At 64.6% G+C, this 19096-nt stretch carries 16 protein-coding genes; 7 read left to right on the top strand and 9 right to left on the bottom strand.

Annotated features, from left to right (window positions below; genetic code table 11):
* The first annotated feature begins 138 nt into the window (after positions 1-138).
* The 6 genes from pilB to CYJ10_RS06155 all read left to right on the top strand — a co-directional run bounded on the left by pilB (position 139) and on the right by CYJ10_RS06155 (position 6096).
* Entirely contained in the window at positions 139-1863 is a 1725-nt protein-coding gene (gene pilB, locus CYJ10_RS06180) for a type IV-A pilus assembly ATPase PilB (RefSeq protein WP_101680636.1), read from the top strand.
* Between the two features lie 131 nt (positions 1864-1994).
* Positions 1995-3260, top strand: coding sequence for a type II secretion system F family protein (locus CYJ10_RS06175; protein ID WP_101680635.1), 1266 nt, complete (start codon positions 1995-1997; stop codon positions 3258-3260).
* Positions 3261-3275: 15 nt separating this feature from the next.
* Positions 3276-4169 carry a prepilin peptidase gene (locus tag CYJ10_RS06170; protein WP_101680634.1) on the top strand — a complete coding sequence of 298 codons (894 nt, stop codon included), beginning with the start codon at positions 3276-3278 and terminating at the stop codon, positions 4167-4169.
* A gap of 85 nt (positions 4170-4254) precedes the next feature.
* Positions 4255-4878 (top strand): dephospho-CoA kinase, encoded by a 624-nt coding sequence (gene coaE / locus CYJ10_RS06165; RefSeq protein WP_101680633.1) that lies wholly within the window; start codon positions 4255-4257, stop codon positions 4876-4878.
* Positions 4879-5137: 259 nt separating this feature from the next.
* Positions 5138-5896: a cell division protein ZapD gene (gene zapD / locus CYJ10_RS06160; RefSeq protein ID WP_101680632.1), complete on the top strand. Its 759-nt coding sequence runs from the start codon at positions 5138-5140 to the stop codon at positions 5894-5896.
* Between the two features lie 8 nt (positions 5897-5904).
* Positions 5905-6096 (top strand): DNA gyrase inhibitor YacG, encoded by a 192-nt coding sequence (locus tag CYJ10_RS06155; protein WP_101680631.1) that lies wholly within the window; start codon positions 5905-5907, stop codon positions 6094-6096.
* 72 nt (positions 6097-6168) lie between these two features.
* Here CYJ10_RS06155 and CYJ10_RS06150 read toward each other — a convergent pair whose 3' ends face one another.
* From CYJ10_RS06150 to CYJ10_RS06125, 6 genes are all read right to left on the bottom strand, one after another.
* Entirely contained in the window at positions 6169-8199 is a 2031-nt protein-coding gene (locus CYJ10_RS06150; protein ID WP_101681049.1) for an OPT family oligopeptide transporter, read from the bottom strand.
* 73 nt (positions 8200-8272) lie between these two features.
* A complete protein-coding gene (locus CYJ10_RS06145) occupies positions 8273-8716 on the bottom strand; it encodes an NUDIX domain-containing protein (protein WP_101680630.1) in 444 nt (147 codons plus the stop codon).
* 6 nt (positions 8717-8722) lie between these two features.
* Positions 8723-9613: an ATP-binding protein gene (locus tag CYJ10_RS06140; RefSeq protein ID WP_101680629.1), complete on the bottom strand. Its 891-nt coding sequence runs from the start codon at positions 9611-9613 to the stop codon at positions 8723-8725.
* A gap of 65 nt (positions 9614-9678) precedes the next feature.
* On the bottom strand, positions 9679-10905 hold the full coding sequence (argJ, locus tag CYJ10_RS06135; RefSeq protein ID WP_101680628.1) for a bifunctional glutamate N-acetyltransferase/amino-acid acetyltransferase ArgJ: 1227 nt from the start codon (positions 10903-10905) through the stop codon (positions 9679-9681).
* Between the two features lie 137 nt (positions 10906-11042).
* Positions 11043-13832 (bottom strand): preprotein translocase subunit SecA, encoded by a 2790-nt coding sequence (secA, locus tag CYJ10_RS06130; protein ID WP_101680627.1) that lies wholly within the window; start codon positions 13830-13832, stop codon positions 11043-11045.
* A 242-nt stretch (positions 13833-14074) separates the two neighbouring features.
* A complete protein-coding gene (locus CYJ10_RS06125; RefSeq protein ID WP_101680626.1) occupies positions 14075-15034 on the bottom strand; it encodes a M23 family metallopeptidase in 960 nt (319 codons plus the stop codon).
* Between the two features lie 109 nt (positions 15035-15143).
* Between CYJ10_RS06125 and CYJ10_RS06120 the strand changes: the two genes are divergently transcribed.
* The gene (locus CYJ10_RS06120) at positions 15144-15647 is read left to right on the top strand and encodes a DciA family protein (protein ID WP_101680625.1); all 504 of its coding nucleotides are present in this window, start codon (positions 15144-15146) and stop codon (positions 15645-15647) included.
* Between the two features lie 110 nt (positions 15648-15757).
* Here CYJ10_RS06120 and lpxC read toward each other — a convergent pair whose 3' ends face one another.
* From lpxC to ftsZ, 3 genes are all read right to left on the bottom strand, one after another.
* Positions 15758-16675, bottom strand: a complete 918-nt coding sequence (gene lpxC / locus CYJ10_RS06115) for a UDP-3-O-acyl-N-acetylglucosamine deacetylase (protein WP_101680624.1) — start codon at positions 16673-16675, stop codon at positions 15758-15760.
* Positions 16676-16830: 155 nt separating this feature from the next.
* On the bottom strand, positions 16831-17337 hold the full coding sequence (locus tag CYJ10_RS06110; RefSeq protein WP_101680623.1) for a peroxiredoxin: 507 nt from the start codon (positions 17335-17337) through the stop codon (positions 16831-16833).
* A gap of 397 nt (positions 17338-17734) precedes the next feature.
* Positions 17735-18925: a cell division protein FtsZ gene (gene ftsZ / locus CYJ10_RS06105; RefSeq protein ID WP_101680622.1), complete on the bottom strand. Its 1191-nt coding sequence runs from the start codon at positions 18923-18925 to the stop codon at positions 17735-17737.
* Positions 18926-19096 lie beyond the last annotated feature (171 nt).

Raw genomic sequence — 19096 nt, 5'->3', positions numbered from 1 at the left:
TTACAAAAAGTGACCCCGGCGGCAAACTGCCCCGATCCTGGGACCCGCGCCCTGTGCTGTCCCGCCGCTGTCAACCGCGCCGCCCGCCGTTTTCCGACAAGCCTTCGGCAGACTGCGCACCTTGTATCGAATTTCGCCATGACACTAGGTCTAGCGCTTGCCCAGAGCCGGCGGATCGCACCCGCGCTGCTCGCCCAGCTGGAGCAATCGGCGCGGGAAAAGAAAACGCAGCTGATCGACGAGATCATTGGCACCGGCACGATGTCCGCCCACGACGTGGCGATCTTTGCTGCCGACAAGTACCAGCTGCCGCTGCTCGACCTGTCGCAATACAATCTGGCCCGCGTGCCGCCGGCGCTGGCCGGCAACCGCGACTTCCACGCCCATCGGCTGCTGCCGCTGGGCCGGCGCGAGAACCGGCTGATCGTGGCGACGTCCGACCCGACCAACCAGGCTGGCGTGGACGCTATCCGGCAGAAGATGAACCTGCCGGTGGAAACAGTCGTCGTCGAACACGACAAGCTGATGAGGCATGTGCGTGCCGCGGGCGAAGCGCTGGGCACGCTCAAGAACATCTCGCCGGTCACGCCGACCGCGCAGAAGATGATCGAATACGATCCGAGCGCGGCCGCAGCCGGCGCGCGCAAGGGGCCGGGCAACGAGATCGACGATGCCCCGGTGGTGCGCTTCCTGCAGAAGCTGCTGAACGAAGCCTTCAACCGCGGCGCGTCCGACTTGCATTTCGAGCCGTTCGAGTTCTTCTACCGCATCCGCTTCCGCGTGGACGGCGTGCTGCAGGAGGTTGCTCGCCCGCCGCTGGACATCCGCGACAAGATTGCCACCCGCATCAAGGTGCTGTCGCGGCTGGACATCTCCGAGAAGCGCGTGCCGCAGGACGGCCGGATGAAGCTGCTGATTTCCGTGCCCAAGGAAAAGGACAGCAAGGAATCCATCGAAAAGGCGATCGACTTCCGGGTCTCGACCCTGCCGACGCTGTTCGGCGAGAAGATCGTGATGCGGATTCTGGATTCGTCCACCGACAAGCTCGATATCGACCAGCTTGGCTACGAGCCCCAGCAGAAGGCACTGCTGCTCGAAGTCATCAAGCGGCCGTACGGGATGGTGCTGGTCACCGGCCCGACCGGCAGCGGCAAGACCGTGTCGCTCTACACGTTCCTTAACATGCTGAACCAGGGCGACATCAATATCTCCACGGCCGAAGACCCGGCGGAAATCCAGCTGCCCGGCATCAACCAGGTGAACGTCAACGACAAGGCCGGCCTGACTTTCGCGGCCGCGCTCAAGTCGTTCCTACGGCAGGATCCGGACATCATCATGGTCGGCGAAATCCGCGATCTGGAAACCGCCGATATTTCGATCAAGGCCGCACAGACCGGCCACCTGGTGCTGTCCACGCTGCACACCAACGATGCGCCTACCACGCTGACCCGCCTGATGAACATGGGCGTGGCCCCGTTCAACATTGCGTCGTCGGTGCTGATGATCACCGCGCAACGCCTGGCCCGCCGACTCTGCTCGTGCAAGCGCGAAGGCGACCTGGCACCGGACGTGCTGCTCGATGCTGGCTTCACGAAGGCCGATGCCGACGGCAGCTGGAAGCCATACCACCCGGTTGGCTGCGAGCGCTGCAACGGCAGTGGCTACAAGGGGCGCTGCGGCATCTACCAGGTCATGCCCATTTCAGAGGCCATGCAGCAGATCATCCTTTCGCACGGCACGGCCCTGCAGATCGCCGAGCAGGCCCGTAAAGAGGGCGTGCTATCGTTGCGCGAAGCCGGCCTGCAGAAGGTGAAACAAGGTATCACGTCGCTGGAAGAAGTGCTGGCGACCACGAACAGCTAGCAACAGATAAAGCGGTACTGACCAGGCGCGCGGCCGGGGACAGTCGAGCAGACGGAAGCGGCCGCGCAAACCGGCATCCGCATCGGGTTGCGGGTGCCAAAAAACAATAGCAATATTTCGGGGGTCAAATCATGGCGACGCGCGCACCAGCGGCGGGCGCCCGGACGGCAGCGCCGTCACGGGCCAGGACAGGGCGGAAGGCGCCCACGCAATACATCTTCGAGTGGGAGGCCAAGGACCGCAAGGGCAAGACCTTCAAGGGCGAGCAGCGGGCCGAAAGCCAGGCGGAGGTCACCACTACCCTGCGCAAGCAGGGCCTGACCGTCGTCAAGATGAAGAAGCGCAAGGCGGCGCGCGGCAAGAAGATCACCGAAAAGGACATCGCGTACTTCACCCGCCAACTGTCGACCATGCTCAAGGCCGGCATCCCGCTGCTGCAATCGATCGACATCATCGCGCGCGGCCATGCCAACCCGAACTTCACCCAGCTGCTGAGCGACATCCGCTTCGACATCGAGGCGGGCAGCAGCATGGCGCAGGCCTTCCGGCGCCATCCGAAGTACTTCGACACGCTGTACTGCAACCTGATCGATGCCGGTGAACAGGGCGGTATTCTCGACGCCCTGCTCGAGCGCCTGTCGCTGTACATGGAAAAGAGCATCGCGCTGAAGAGCCAGATCAAGTCGGCGATGATCTACCCGATCGCCGTGCTGACCGTGGCCTTTGCCGTGACCGTGGTGCTGATGCTGTTCGTGATCCCGGCCTTCAAGGGGGTGTTTTCGAGCTTCGGCGCGGCGCTGCCTGCTCCCACTCAGATGGTGATCGGCATGTCCGATTTCTTCGTCGAGTACTGGTACCTGATTGTCGGCGGCCCGGTCCTGTCGATCATCGGCTACATCCGCGCCCGCAAGAAATCGGAAAAAGTCCAACGCTGGCATGACAAGGTGCTGCTGAAGCTGCCGATCTTCGGCAGCCTGTTCCGCAAGGCCGTGGTCGCACGCTGGACCCGCACGCTGGCCACGATGTTCGCGGCCGGCACGCCGCTGGTGGAATCGATGGAGTCCGTCGCGGGCGCGGCCGGCAACTGGCTGTATTACGATGCCACGCGTGAAATCGAACAGGCCGTGCGCATGGGTACCAGCCTCACCAATGCCATGCAGGGCACGCACCTGTTTGACAACATGGTGCTGCAGATGACCCAGATCGGCGAGGAATCCGGCGCACTGGACAACATGCTGCTGAAGGTGGCGGAATTCTACGAGCGTGAGGTGGACGACGCCGTGGCCGCCATTTCGAGCCTGATCGAACCGCTGATCATCGTGATCCTCGGTGTGATGATCGGTGGCATGGTGGTTGCCATGTACCTGCCGATCTTCAAGCTTGGCCAGGTGGTCTAACAACAGGTATCTCGCATGCAAGCAGTTTTCGGACCGGCCGGCGCCGCCACGCTCGATTCGCTGGCGGCGCTGCCGGTGCCTTTCGTCATCGTCGTGGCCGGCCTGCTGGGCCTGCTGGTGGGCAGCTTTCTCAATGTCGTGATCCATCGCCTGCCGAAGATGATGGATCACGAAGAGGCCAACTACATTGCCGAGCTTCGCGACGAGCCCCTGCCGCACCCCGAGCGTTACAACCTCATGGTGCCGCGCTCGGCCTGCCCGCACTGCGGGCACCAGATCGCCGCCTGGGAAAACGTGCCGATCGTCAGCTACCTGTTCCTGCGCGGCAAATGCTCGTCGTGCAAGACGACGATCAGCGTGCGCTATCCGCTGGTGGAGGCGGTGAGCGGGGCATTGACCGCGCTGGCGATGTGGCACTTCGGGCCGACGGTCCAGGCCTTGGCGGCCATCGTCATGATCTGGGCCCTGGTGGCGCTGTTCCTGATCGATGCCGATACCCAGCTGCTGCCGGACCAGATCACACTGCCCCTGCTATGGCTGGGTCTGCTGCTGAACCTGCAGGGATGGTTCGCGCCGCTGGCCGACGCCGTGATCGGCGCCGCCACCGGATACCTGGTGCTGTGGACCGTCAATCTGGTGTTCTCGCTGGTGCGCGGCCAGCCCGGCATGGGCCATGGCGACTTCAAGCTCATGGGCGCCCTGGGCGCATGGTTTGGCTGGCAGGCACTGCCGGCACTGATTCTGATGTCGTCGATTGTCGGCGCCATCATCGGCGGCTTGATGCTGGTGGTTCAGCGCAAGGGCCGCAACACGGCGTTTCCGTACGGCCCATACATTGCCGGGGCGGGACTGATCGTACTGTTCCTGGGCCCGGACGTGCTGCCGCTGGGGCTGATCGCGGGCCACTAGGATCGCCGGCCCGCCGCCATCGCAATCGGGGCGGCCAAAGCTGGTATTGTGGGCACCATCGCCAATGACTCCCCTGCCTGCTCCCATGCTGGAAATCGGCCTTACGGGCGGTATCGGCTCCGGCAAGACCCGCGTTGCGGACATGTTTGCCGAGCGCGGTGCCGCGTTGATCGATACCGATCTGCTTGCCCACGAGATTACCGCGCCTGGCGGCGCAGCCATCGCCCCGCTGGTGGAAGCCTTCGGCCCGCGCTGCCTGCGGTCCGATGGCGCGATGGACCGCGACGCCATGCGCGCGCTGGTGTTTTCCGACCCTTCGGCCAAGACCCGGTTGGAAGGCATCACGCATCCGCTGATCCGCCAGTTGACCGAAGCCCGCGCGGCAGCCATCCGATCTGCCGGCCAACATCCCTACCTGATCTATGTAGTCCCGCTGCTCGTGGAATCGGGCACGTGGCGCGCGCGCGTGGGGCGCGTGCTGGTGGTCGACTGCCAGGAAGAGACCCAGGTGGCGCGCGTCATTGGCCGGAACGGGTTCACGCGCGACCAGGTGCTGGCCATCATGCACAAGCAGGCCACCCGCGCCGCACGCCTGGCCGTGGCCGACGACGTGATCGATAACGATGGCCCGCCCGAAGCACTCGCACCACAGGTGGCGCGGCTCGATGCGCTGTATCGCGGACTATCGGCCAGCCAGGCTGGCGCGTAAGACGACCCAAGGGTCACCCGGTCGGGTGTCACGCGGCACCGGGTCCGTTCGATCTGGGCAGCCCGGGGAACTTTCGATTTGTCCTTGGGCTCCGACTCGCATAGAATGCGCTGAAACATGCCGGGGAAAATGCGCTGAGTGACGGCTCCCGGCCTCTGTGCCACGACTGGGCTACCAACGTGCGCGGAGAAACTGGCGGCAGCACCGCCGGGCGCCCTCGCCTACGAACCGCCATTCGGCGCGCAGCACGGATACCGACTTGATCCTGTACGAATATCCTTTCAACGAACGCATCAGGACGCTCCTGCGCCTGGAAGACCTGTTCGATCGGCTGGATTATTTCCTCGGGCGGGAACATCCGCTGCAGCACCACGTTGCCATCACGACGATTTTTGAGATCATCGACGTGGCCGGCCGTGCCGATCTCAAGACCGACCTGATCAAGGAACTGGAGCGTCAGCGCCAGGCGCTAGCGCCGCTGCGTGCCAATCCGCAGATCGATCAGGACGCGCTGGTCAACGTCATCACCGAAGTCGAACAGGGTATCGCGGCACTGAGCCAGACGGTTGGTAAGGCCGGCCAGCTGCTGACCGACAACGAGTGGCTCACCAGCATCCGCAGCCGGGCGATCATTCCCGGCGGCACCTGCGAATTCGACCTGCCGGCCTACTATGCCTGGCAACACCGTCCCGCCGAAGATCGCCAGGCCGATATCCTCAAGTGGGCCCGGCCGCTGACCTCGCTGCGCATGGGCGCGACCATCGTGCTGCGTTTGCTGCGCGAATCGGGCCAGAGCGGCAAGGTCATCGCCACGGGCGGCAGCTATCAGCAGATGCTGTCCGGCCGCAGCTACCAGTTGATGCAGGTGTATCTGGACGAATCGCTGCTGGCCTTCATCCCCGAGATGAGCGCTAACAAGTACATGCTCTGGGTGCGCTTTACTCAGCAGGACGGCGATATGCGGCCGCGCTCCGTGGACGCGGACATCCCCTTCCTGCTCAAACTCTGCAATTTCTGAAGTCAGCAATGCCAGCCGTCGTCAAATGTCCCACCTGCGGCAAGGACGTTGCCTGGGTGCCGGAAAACAAGTTCCGCCCGTTCTGTTCCGATCGCTGCAAACAGATCGATCTTGGCGCTTGGGCGGCCGAGAAGTATGTCATCGGCGGAAAGCCGGACGAAACGCCATCGCCGGACCTGCCCGCGGACGAGGAAGACTGATCCGTCCTTCCCGCAGGTTGCGCCCCTCTCCCGCAGCGTAGGGGAGAGGATCACAAGGCAACCGCACACGCGTTACCGCGCCGTCAGCACTCTCCGGCAGAACCCGGCGCACACGGCAATAAACGCCGCCAGGCCCAGCCACTGCGCCGTTGTGGCAAACCCTTCGCCCACCAGCGCCAGCGGCGCCTCCTTGCCAGACAGGCCGATCACCGCCGCCAGTGCCACGCCGACCAGGCTTTCGCCGACGATCAGTCCCGATGCCAACAGCGTGCCACGTCGCTCCGCGTGTTCGACTACCGTCTTCACGTCATCACCACGCGCCTCGGCGCGGCGCCGCTCCGTGCGCAGCAGCCACCAAGACAGCACCGCGCCCACCACCAGCGCCGAACTGATCGTCGGCGGCAGATAGATGCCGATGCCCACGGCCAGCACCGGCAGGCGGGCCACGCCGCCGCGTCGACGCAGCATTTCATCGATGGCGATCAGCACCACGCCTAACCCGACGCCGATCAGGATCATGGTCCAGTTCAACTGGTGCGTGAAAATGCCCGTGGCAATCGCCGTCATCAGCGTGGCTTGCGGCGCTGCCAGGGCCGCGTTCGGGTCCATGTCGGCGCGCGGCAACGCACCCGCGAAGCCGTAGGCGTGATAAAGCAGTTCCAGCACCGGCGGGATCACCGCCGCGCCCACCGCGCAGCCAATCAGCAGTGCCACCTGCTGGCGCCACGGCGTGGCGCCCACCAGCCAGCCCGTCTTCAGGTCCTGCAGGTTGTCGTTCGAGATCGATGCCACGGCCACCACTGCCGACGTCGTGAATATCGCCAGCGCAATGGCGAACCTGCCGCCTTCCGGTGTATCGAGCAGTCCCTCGAGCGTGCCCAGGCCCAGGATCAGCAGCGACACCAGGATCACGGCGATGATGCCGATGCCCGAGATCGGGCTGGCCGACGAGCCGACCAGGCCAGCCATGTAGCCACACGCGGCCGCCACCAGAAAGCCGAAGACGAAAGCAAACAGCACCGCGCACGCCACGAGCTTCCACGTGGCGCTGCTGTCGAGCGGCGCCGGGGCCAGGAAGTATCCGAACGTCACGGCCAGCACCCCCAGCAGCACCAGTGTGATGATTCCGATCCAGGCCGCCGGCATGTCGCGCTGCGTGCGGGGCATCTGGCCACCTGCCCCGCCCGCGCCGCCGCGCAGTGCGCCCATCGACGCGCGCACGCCCTCCACCATCGGCTTGAACAGCGTGCCGAGCGTCCAGATGGCCGCGATACCAATCGTGCCGGCGCCGATGAACCGCGCCTGCGTGCTCCAGATCGACGTGCCGAAGCTCTGCAGCGTCGCGCCCGCCGGCATCGGCGTGACCGCCGTCAGCCACGGCACCGCAATCCCCCAGGTCAGCACCAGGCCGAGCAGCATCGCCAACCCGCCGACGATGCCCACCAAATAGCCGGCGCCTACCAGCGCCAACGAAAAGCCCATCGACAGGCGCACCACCGAAGCCCCCGCGGCTAGCCAGGCATTGGCGCCTTCGGCCAGCACGCGCAGGCCACCCGCCGCAATGCTGAACAGGCCCGCCGCCAGGCCACCGGCCATCAGATCGGCCAGGCCGGTCGCCTGCTTCTTGCCCGTGGCGTCCTGTCCGGCGCTGCCCACGCGCAGGATTTCGGCCGCCGCCACGCCCTCGGGGTACGGCAGGTCGCTTTGCACCACCATCGCGTGGCGTAGCGGAATGCTGAAAATCACGCCCAGCATGCCGCCGGCCGCGCAGATTGCCAGCGTTTGCCAGAACGGAAAACCCTGCCAGTGGCCCAGCATCACCAGGCCGGGCAGGATGAAGATGATCGAAGACAAGGTGCCCGCCGCTGACGCCTGCGTCTGCACCATGTTGTTTTCCAGGATGTTGGCACCCGGAAACAGCCGCAGCACGGCCATCGAGATCACGGCGGCCGGAATGGCCGACGAGAACGTCAGCCCGACCTTCAGGCCAAGGTAGATGTTGGAAGCGGTGAACACCACCGTAATGAGGGCACCGAGGATGATGCCGCGCAGGGTCAGTTCGGGCAGCGAGACAGCATCATCGATACGATCGACACGTTGCATGGAGCCTCCTGATTCGTTTTCCGGCTGGTTAACGAAAATGCCCGGCTTGTGGCCGGGCATGCTTTACCTGCGTTCAACTGGCGCGAGATTCCTCCGCCAGCCATTCGACGACCGGGATGGTCGCCGGTAGCAGCGGTCCCACGTCCACGGGCACCGCCTGCCAGGAAAATGCCTGGCCTTCCCTGCCAACCGGCTCGCCGCGCCAGTCGGTGATTTTGCAGAAATACAGCCGCACATAGGCGTGCGGATAATCATGTTCGAGCGTGTGCCAGCGTTCGCTGCGCAGGATGTCGAGCCCAAGCTCCTCGTGCAACTCGCGCGCCAGCGCATCCTCCACCGATTCGCCCGGTTCCAGCTTGCCGCCCGGGAATTCCCAGAAGCCCTCGTACGGCTTGCCGGCCGGGCGTTGCGCCAGCAGGAAGCGCCCATCGGGCTGGATCATCACGCCCACTGCCACCTCGGTGACCTTGCGCGTCTGTCCGTCGGCCATCGTCACGGTTTCCACCTGCGCCGTCATGCCCAGTTATTCCTTGTCAGCCACGAACGGCTTGCCATGCTTGCCGCCCCAGTCGCGCGCAAATTGCCAGGCCACCCGGCCCGAGCGCGAGCCGCGTTCCAGCGCCCACACAAGCGCGTCGCCGCGCGCCGCCTCGATATCGGCCGGCGTGCACCCAAAGTGCGACAGCCAGTGTCCGACGATCGCCAGGTACTCGTCCTGCTTCGGCGGGTAGAACGACAGCCACAGGCCGAACCGCTCGGACAGCGAGATCTTCTCTTCCACCACTTCGCCCGGATGGATCTCGCCATCTGACGTGTGCTGGTACGTCTCGTTGTCTGTCATGTACTCGGGCAGCAGATGGCGGCGGTTCGACGTGGCGTAGATCAGTACGTTGTCAGACTGGGCGGCCACCGAGCCGTCGAGTGCCGACTTCAGCGACTTGTAGCCCGACTCGCCCTCCTCAAACGAGAGGTCGTCGCAGAAGATCACAAAGCGCTCCGACCGCGAGGCCAGTTTTTCGACGATATCGCCCAGGTCGCCCAGGTCGTCTTTGTCCACTTCCACCAGACGCAGGCCCTGCTGCACAAATTCGTTCAGGATGGCCTTGATCAGCGACGACTTGCCCGTGCCGCGTGCGCCAGTCAGCAGCACGTTATTGGCCGGCAGGCTTTTGACGAACTGGCGCGTGTTGGCCACGATCGAGTCCTTCTGGCGATCGATGTTCTTCAGATCGTTCAAGTGGATCGGCGGCAACTGGCGGATGGCCTGCAGATAGCCGATGTTGCCGAACAGGCTCTGCCGCTTGCGCCAGCGGAACGCTACCGCCTCCTTCCAGTCCGCCTCGGTCAGTTCGGGCGGCAGCCATTGTTCAAGACGGGCAAGGAAGCTATCGAGGCGGGTAGCAAGATCAGACATGGTGGGGCACTTCTTCCAGGGCGAAAGGCGACAGACGAAAGACGAAAACTTGGACGTTCTACTATTTACGACCGGTAGTCGGCGTTGATCGACACGTAGTCGTGCGACAGGTCGCAGGTCCACACCGTGGCCTCGGCGTTGCCACGGCCCAGCGCGATACGCACCGTGATCTCGGCCTGCTTCATCACGCGCTGGCCGTCTTCCTCGCGATAGTCGGGGTTGCGGCCGCCATCGCGCGCCACCCAGACGTCGTCGAGCCACAGGTTGACGCGGTTCACATCGAGATCGTTCACGCCGGCATAGCCGACAGCGGCCAGGATACGGCCCAAGTTGGGGTCCGACGCATAGAACGCGGTCTTGACCAGCGGCGAATGGGCCACGGCATAGGCGATCTGGCGGCATTCGGCAACATCCTTGCCGCCTTCCACGTGAATCGACATCAGCTTGGTGGCGCCTTCGCCATCGCGCACGATCATCTGGGCCAGTTCCTGGGCCAGCGACGTCACCGCGTCGCGCAGCGCGTCGAACGCCGCGCCGTCGGCGGTGGTCACGCTGGCGCCCGACTTGCCCGAGGCAATCAGTACGAACGAGTCATTGGTTGACGTATCGCCATCGATCGTGATGCTGTTGAACGAGTGATCGGCTGCGTGCGACACCAGCTTCTGCAGCACCGGCTGGGTCACTGCGGCGTCCATGGCAATAAAGCCAAGCATCGTCGCCATGTTCGGACGGATCATGCCGGCGCCCTTGCTGATGCCCGACAGCGTCACGGTCTTGCCGTCGATCTGCAACGTGCGCGACGCGGCCTTGGGCTGCGTGTCAGTGGTCATGATCGATTCGGCGGCGGCCAGCCAGTTGTCGGCGCGCGCATTGGCGATCGCCGTGGGCAGCGCGGCAGTCAGGCGATCCACGGGCAACTGCTCCAGAATCACGCCGGTCGAAAACGGCAGCACCTGGTTGGCAGCGATGCCAAGCTGCTTCGCCAGCGCGTCGCAGGTGGCGCGCGCGGCGGCCAGGCCCGGTTCGCCGGTGCCGGCGTTGGCATTGCCCGTGTTGACTACCAGCGCGCGGATGCCGGCGTCCGCGGCCAGGTGCTCGCGGCAAACCTGCACCGGCGCGGCGCAGAAGCGGTTCTGCGTGAAGACGCCTGCCACCGTGCTGCCTTCGGCCACCTTGACCACCAGCACGTCCTTGCGATTGGCCTTGCGGATGCCGCCCTCGGCCCAGCCGAGTTCGACGCCAGCAACGGATTTCAGGTTTTCTGCCTGCGGCAGGGGCAAGTTCACGGGCATGTTCGTTTCCTTTGCTGCAAATTATGTGGTGCACCTGATGAACATGCCCGCTTGAGCGGCGGGCTCAAGCGGGCATGTCCAGGGATTCGGTCGATGTCGCGCCGCGTGGGCGCGACACCGGCAGTGGCGGTCCGGCGTCAGCTCAGCTTGCCGTGGCACTGCTTGAACTTCTTGCCCGATCCGCACGGGCAGGGGTCGTTGCGGCCGACCTTGGGCATGCCGGCCAGCGCCACGTCGCCACCCATCGCGGCCATTGCAGCGGCGGCCGTGCTGCTGCGCGGCGACGCCTCTTCCACTGGCTCGCCGGCGTCGGCGAATTCGTCGTGCTTGTACTGCACGTTGGCCAGGTGCGACAGGCCTTCCTCGATTTCCTCGGATGCCTGCTCCAGTTGCTCCGGCGACTGGATCTGCACGTTGAACACCACGCGCGTGACTTCGTTCTTGATGACGTCCAGCAGGCGGGCGAACAGTTCGAACGATTCGCGCTTGTATTCCTGCTTCGGGTCCTTCTGCGCGTAGCCGCGCAGGTGGATACCCTGGCGCAGGTGATCCAGCGCAGCCAGGTGCTCGCGCCAGTGCGTGTCGATGCTCTGCAGCATGACCGACCGCTCAAAGCCCGCAAACGACTCGCGGCCAACCTGCGTCACCTTGGCGTCGTAGGTCTCGCGCGCCGTCTTCAGGACCAAGTTCAGCAGCTCTTCGTCCTCGATGCTCTGCGCACCCTCGATGGTCTTGGCCAGCGGCACATCCAGGCTCCAGTCGTCTCGCAGACGCTGCTCCAGCCCGGCGATGTCCCACTGCTCTTCCATGCTTTCGGCCGGCACGTAGTCGCGGAAAATTTCCACGATCACGCTTTCACGCAGGTTGCCCACCATGTCGCCGACGTCCTTGGCTTCCAGCACGTCGTTACGGAGCTTGTAGATTTCCTTGCGCTGGTCGTTGGCAACGTCGTCGTACTGCAGCAGCTGCTTGCGGATGTCGAAGTTGCGGCCTTCCACCTTGCGCTGCGCCGATTCGATCGAGCGCGTGACGATACCCGCCTCGATCGGCTCGCCCTCGGGCATCTTCAGGCGTTCCATGATCGCGCGCACGCGGTCGCCGGCGAAGATGCGCAGCAACTGGTCGTCCAGCGACAGGTAGAAGCGCGACGAACCCGGGTCGCCCTGGCGGCCGGCACGGCCACGCAGCTGGTTGTCGATCCGGCGCGACTCGTGGCGCTCGGTGCCCACGATATGCAGGCCGCCCGATGCCTTGACCTGCTCGTGCAGGGACTGCCATTCGCCCTTGAGCTGCTCGATCTTCGCGGCCTTCTCGGCGTCCGACAGGTTCGGGTCCGCTTCGATGAAGCCCGACTGCTTTTCCACGTTGCCGCCCAGCACGATGTCGGTACCGCGACCGGCCATGTTCGTGGCAATCGTGACCATCTTGGGCCGTCCGGCCTGCGCCACGATCTCGGCTTCACGCTCGTGCTGCTTAGCGTTCAGTACCTGGTGCGGCAGCTTTTCCTTGGTCAGCAGGTCCGACAGGTACTCGGACGTTTCGATCGACGTCGTACCCACCAGCACCGGCTGGCCACGGTCGTAGCAGTCGCGGATATCGCGCACCACAGCGTCGTAGCGTTCCTTCGAAGTCTTGTAGATCTGATCCTGCAGGTCCTTGCGCTGGGCCTGGCGGTTGGTCGGGATCACAACCACTTCCAGGCCGTAGATTTCCTGGAATTCGTACGCTTCGGTATCGGCCGTACCGGTCATGCCGGCCAGCTTCTCGTACATGCGGAAGTAGTTCTGGAACGTGATCGTGGCCAGCGTCTGGTTTTCCTGCTGGATCGTCACGCCTTCCTTGGCTTCCACGGCCTGGTGCAGGCCGTCGGACCAGCGGCGGCCCGTCATCAGGCGGCCCGTGAATTCGTCGACGATCACCACTTCGTCGTTCTGCACCACGTAGTGCTGGTCCCGATGGAACAGGCTTTGCGCACGCAGGGCGGCGTACAGGTGGTGCATCAGCGTGATGTTCTGCGGCGCGTAGAGCGATTCGCCCTCGCCGATCAGCCCTTGCGCGGCCAGGATCTCTTCGGCCTTCTCGTGACCGGCTTCGGTCAGGTAGACCTGGTGACCCTTCTCGTCCACGTAATAGTCGCCTGGCTTCTCGACGCCCGTGCCGTCGGCCTTTTCCTCGCCGATCTGGCGTTCCAGCAGCTTCGGAATACCGTTCATGCGCTGGTACAGGTCGGTCTGGTTCTCGGCCTGGCCCGAGATGATCAGCGGCGTACGCGCCTCATCGACCAGGATCGAGTCCACTTCGTCGACGATCGCGTAGTGCAGCGGACGCTGTACGCGCTGCGACGGGTCGTAGACCATGTTGTCGCGCAGGTAGTCGAAGCCGAACTCGTTGTTTGTGCCGTAGGTGATGTCGGAGTTGTAGGCCAGCTGCTTCTGGTCGTGCGGCATCTGCGACAGGTTCACACCCACCGACAGGCCCAGGAAGTTGTACAGGCGCCCCATCCACTCGGCGTCACGCTGGGCCAGGTAGTCGTTCACCGTCACCACGTGCACACCCTTGCCGGTCAGCGCGTTCAGGTACACGGCCAGCGTGGCGGTCAGCGTCTTGCCTTCGCCGGTACGCATTTCGGCGATCTTGTTGTCGTTCAGCACCATGCCGCCAATCATCTGCACGTCGAAGTGGCGCATCTTCATCACGCGCTTGCTGGCTTCGCGGCACACGGCAAAGGCTTCTGGCAACAGGGATTCGAGCGATTCGCCGCCAGCATGGCGCTGGCGGAACGTCTCCGTCATGCCACGCAGTTCGTCGTCCGAAAGCACCTCGAACTTCGGCTCGAGCGCGTTGATCTGCGTGACCGTGCGGCGATATTGTTTGATCAGCCGCTCATTGCGGCTGCCGAAGACTTTCTTGAGAAGGCCCGTGATCATCGAGTGCTTTCACCTGCGCGGCAGACCGGTACGAGACCCGCCAAATCCGCGCGAGGAATGGGTAGATTGGCGCAAAACGCCGAGTTTATCATGTGCCGATGTCCTGACCGGGCCTGTCGCCAGCACAGTTTCTGTACAGGTGCAACAGCCCAGCCCCTTGACTGGCGGCCCGTGCAGCAGGTTGGGACAAGTGCGCCGCCTTCAATGTTCCGGCCATTCCTCCCGAAGGCGGTCGGCGGTCATCAGCGGATGGCGGTCCGGTCGGTCGCCGCCGGAGCGACGGCCAGGGGTCCAAGGGGTGCCTGGGCCGGCGCAGGCGCAGGCGCCGCGGCAGCCAGGAACCCGCCCGGGTTGCGCGGCACGCCGTTCACATGGACCTCGAAATGCAGGTGTGCACCGGTGGATCGGCCGGTGCTGCCCACGCGAGCAATCAGCTGGCCCGGCCGGACCAGGTCACCTGCCTTGACCAGCACTTTCGATGCGTGCGCGTAACGCGTCTTGAGGCCATTGCCATGGTCGATATCGATCATGTTGCCGTACTCGTGGTGCCATTCGGACGCCACCACGACCCCGCCAGCAGCGGCCACGATCGGCGTGCCGGTGGGCGCGACGAAATCCACGCCATCGTGTTGCGAGCGGCGGCCGCTAAAGGGATCGATGCGCGTGCCAAAACTGGATCCGTCGTAACCCGACGCCACAGGCAGCACGCTGGGCTGACGCCGCTCGCGCAACTGGCGGTCCATCAGCGCGGTTTCGATCACATCGAAGTAGTCGACGCGATGGTCGGCCTGCCGGCCCAGCTGCGCCAGTTCGTCGCGCAGTTCGGGCATCGTCAGGTCGCTGGACTGCGCAGGACTGGCCGGACCGCCACGTGCTGGGCGATGCCGGAAATCGAAGTCCTGGGGGGAGATGCCTGCCAGGCCGGACACGCGCTCGCCGAGCGCATCCAGGCGCACCATCTGGGCCTGCAGTTCGCCCAGCCGGGTGGCCATGACGGCCAGGTTCTCGCGCAGGTAAGCATTGTCGCGCGCCTGGCGGGTGATTTCCGGCGCCGCCGCGTTGCGGGCCACCAGCCAGGTCAGCCCTGACGATGCCACCGCCACCAGCGCGCACAGCGCCAGGCCGGACAACACGACGCGCAGCCGCGTCAAATGAAAGCGAAACACCCGCGGCTCGCGCGGATGCAGCACGATGATCTGCATGACCGTTCCCCAATATCCAAAAGGACGGCGCCAAAAAAGGCACCGGCGCGCATGCAGGCATCGCATCCCGGCTCTCGGACGGGCAAGGATTGCGCGCTAGAATGCGCGCATGCGCCTGTTCACCCACCACGCTCACCAGACCCAGATTGCCAAGCCTCTCAATGATTGGCTGGCCAAGTCCGGACCCGTTTCCGCGCTGATGCAGACCGCGCGGCAACTGGCGTCACTGGAAGCGGAAGTCTTCGCGTTGCTGCCGCCAGCCCTGCGGAGCGGCATTGCGGTGGGCGGCATCAAGACCGACAACCGTGGCCCGCAGGCGGAGCAGACGCTGCTGTTACTGGCCGCCCATGGCGCGGCCGCCGCGCGGGTCAGGCAAGTGGTGCCCACATTGCTTTCCCGGCTGCAACAACGAGGCTCGCAGGTTACTGCAATCCGGGTGCGGGTACAACCCGAGGTGGGACGCGGCGACTGGGACACCGGGACGGTCGAGCGCAAGCCGCGCTCGCAGAATCTGTCGCAGGCCGGCATGCAGAGCATGGACGCGCTGGCGCGCGACCTCGAGGATTCGCCGCTGAAGGACGCCGTCCGGGCATTGCTGGCGCATCACCGCTGACGCAGCAAGATCCCGGAGCCCGCAGCCTGCCGGATCGGCGGCCCAAACAAAAAGCCCCCGCTCTCTCGAACGGGGGCTTTTTTCGATCTGGCGAAACCGTCTGTGGACGATCAGGCGAAGGCCGGCTGTACCTGCGGCAGGAAGGCCGTCGGCGCTTCCTCGACCTTGTCGAACGTCACGATCTCGTAGGCTTCCTGATCGGCCAGGAGCGCGCGCAGCAACTGGTTGTTCAGGCCATGGCCCGACTTGTGGGCAATGTACGAGCCAATCAGCGGATGACCCACCACGTACAGGTCGCCAATCGCATCGAGGATCTTGTGACGCACGAACTCGTCGCCGTAGCGCAGTTCCTCGTTGTTCAGCATGCGGTGCTCGTCGAGCACGATCGCGTTGTCCAGGCTGCCGCCACGGGCCAGGCCCATTTCGCGCAGCGCTTCCACCTCATGCGCGAAACCGAACGTGCGGGCACGGGCAATCTCGCGGACATAGCTCGTATCGGCAAAGTCGATCGAGAACGTCTGGCCGGTCTTGTCGACGGCCGGATGGCGGAAGTCAATCGTGAACGCGAGCTTGAAACCGAAGAACGGCTCCAGGCGGGCCAGCTTGTCGCCTTCGCGCACTTCCACCGCCTTCTTGACGCGGATGAAACGCTTGGCGGTCGGCTGCTCCTCGATGCCTGCGGACTGCAGCAGGAACACGAACGAAGCCGCGCTGCCGTCCATGATCGGGATTTCCTCGGCGTCGACGTCGACGTAGAGGTTGTCGATGCCCAGGCCGCAGCAGGCCGACATCAGGTGCTCGACGGTCGAAACGCGGGCGCCGTCCTTCTGCAGAACCGACGCCAGGCGGGTATCGCCAATGGCGCTGGCAGCCACGGGAATTTCCACCGCTTCAGGCAGATCGACGCGGGTGAACACGATGCCGGTATCGGCCGGGGCCGGCCTCAGCGACAGCGTCACCTTGCGACCCGAGTGCAAACCAATGCCGACCGTCTTCACCACGGATTTGATAGTGCGCTGTTTGAGCATGACGGCCTCAACTATTATTAAAAGCTATTGGGCGTAAATTTCCAATAACGCGATACTACCATTACTGGTTGTATTGCGCTGCACCACTTTGTGTCCGGGTGTTATGCAATGTTAATGAAACGCCCAATACATCACTTCTTTTGACACGCTTCGTGTCAGGCGCGCAACGCTTCCAGAATGGCTTCGGCGCTGCTGACCTTGAATTCGCCCGGTTCTTCCACAGCCAGGTGCGTAACCACGCCATCGTCGATGATCATCGCATAGCGCTTGGCACGCACGCCCAGACCGCGCTGGCTCAGATCCTGGTCCAGGCCCAGGGCCTTGGTCCACTGGCCCGCGCCATCCGCCATCATGCGGACCTTGCCGTCGGTCTTCTGCTCGCGGCCCCAGGCGCCCATCACGAAGGCATCGTTGACCGAATGGCACCAGACCTCGTCCACGCCCGCGGCGCGCAACGAGTCGTTGAGCTTGACGAAACCCGGCACGTGCTTGGCCGAGCAGGTGGGCGTAAAGGCGCCGGGCAGGCCAAACACCACGATCTTCTTGCCCTTGACCAGTTCGGCCACGGGAAAGGCGTTGGGGCCGAGCGCGCAGCCGCCGGTCTCGGTTTCAAAGAATTCGTACAACGTGGCGTCGGGGACGCGCTGGCCAACGGCGATCATCTTGAAGAGTCCTCTAGCGTGACGGGGAGTATCGAAAACCTGCCTGCATCATAGGGGCGGATGCCGCCGCCACCAAGCGGCGCGGCATGCGGGTGCAGGAGGAAATACCTGGGCTTCAAAACGCCGCGCGGCGCGTTGGGTAAACGCGCCGCGCGGACGGAGACATCCCGCCGCCGGGGGCGGGAAACCAGTCCGGGGAGGCGGCCGACGGCCTGCCTGCCCGGCAACGGGATGCGACGGACAACATGCGGCGTGGCGCGGCGCAGCCGCACACGCTGACGGGTTGCGTCAGTCCAGGCAAACGCCGGGCGGATAGGGAGCGCCCAGGCGATGCGTGACGGACCTCTGGCAACCTGCCAGGCGCGCGGCGGTTGCCGCTGCCCTGCCGGTTCCCAACTTAGTCCGCCTGCTTGCGCAGGAAGGCCGGGATGTCGTACGTATCCACACCCTTTTCTTGCAGCGCCGCCACGTGGGCCGATGCCGACTCACGCGAACTGCGCCACACCGCCGGGGTATCCAGGTTGCTGTAGTCCGGCGATGCATGGGCCGGCGAAGCCGTCAGACCCGCCATCATCTGCACCGGGATGTTGTCCGTGCCGGTCTTCAGCAGCGTCATCGGCTGCTGCTTCTTGGCCGAACGGCCCAGGCCCGTGGCCACCACGGTCACGCGCAGGGCGTCGCTCATCGAGTCGTCGTACACCGTACCGAAGATCACGGTCGCATCTTCCGCGGCGTAGCTGCGAATCGTGTTCATGACTTCCTTGGTTTCCGACAGCTTCAGCGAACGGCTGGCCGTGATGTTGACCAGCACGCCACGCGCGCCGGACAGGTCCACGCCTTCCAGCAGCGGGCTGGCCACGGCCTGCTCGGCCGCCAGACGGGCGCGATCCACGCCGGACACGGTTGCCGTGCCCATCATGGCCTTGCCCTGCTCGCCCATCACCGTCTTCACGTCCTCGAAGTCGACGTTCACCAGGCCATCGACATTGATGATTTCGGCGATACCGGCCACGGCGTTGTGCAGCACGTCATCGGCGCACTGGAAGCACTTGTCCATCTCGGCGTCGTCGCCCATCACCTCGAACAGCTTCTCGTTGAGCACAACGATCAGCGAGTCCACCGACGATTCCAGCTCGCCCGAGCCATGTTCGGCCACCTTGGCGCGGCGCGCGCCTTCAAAGTCGAACGGCTTGCTGACCACGCCCACGGTCAGGATGCCCATTTCCTTGGCCACCTGCGCCACGATCGGCGCGGCACCGGTACCGGTACCGCCGCCCATGCCGGCAGTGATGAAGACCATGTGGGCACCGCGCAGCGAGTCGGCGATCTGCTCGCGCGCCTGCTCTGCGCAGTTACGGCCCACTTCAGGCTTGGCGCCTGCGCCCAGGCCGGAATTGCCAAGCTGCAGCACGCGCGAAGCGCTCGAACGCTTCAGCGCCTGGGCGTCGGTATTCATGCAGATGAATTCCACGCCCTGCACGCCACGGCTGATCATGTGCTGCACGGCGTTGCCGCCCGCACCGCCCACGCCCACCACCTTGATGATGGTGCCGTCCTGAATCTCCGTTTCGATCATGTCAAAGTCCATCACTGCCTCCGAGAAAAATCAGTCCCCAAACGCTGCGGCCTCCCCGCCGCAACCCTTGGTTTCTGAACAAGAAACCATCAAAGAACTACTAGCCAATACATCCAGAAAACTGCTTGACCTGCTCAACGTGCCACGATCCGATCGGCTGACTGCAACAAGATCGTCACACTG

The sequence above is a fragment of the Cupriavidus pauculus genome, from assembly GCF_002858765.1.
GTDB lineage: Bacteria > Pseudomonadota > Gammaproteobacteria > Burkholderiales > Burkholderiaceae > Cupriavidus > Cupriavidus pauculus_B.
Note: the sequence above shows the minus strand (reverse complement) of the source record. Positions and strands in the feature narration are given on the sequence as shown.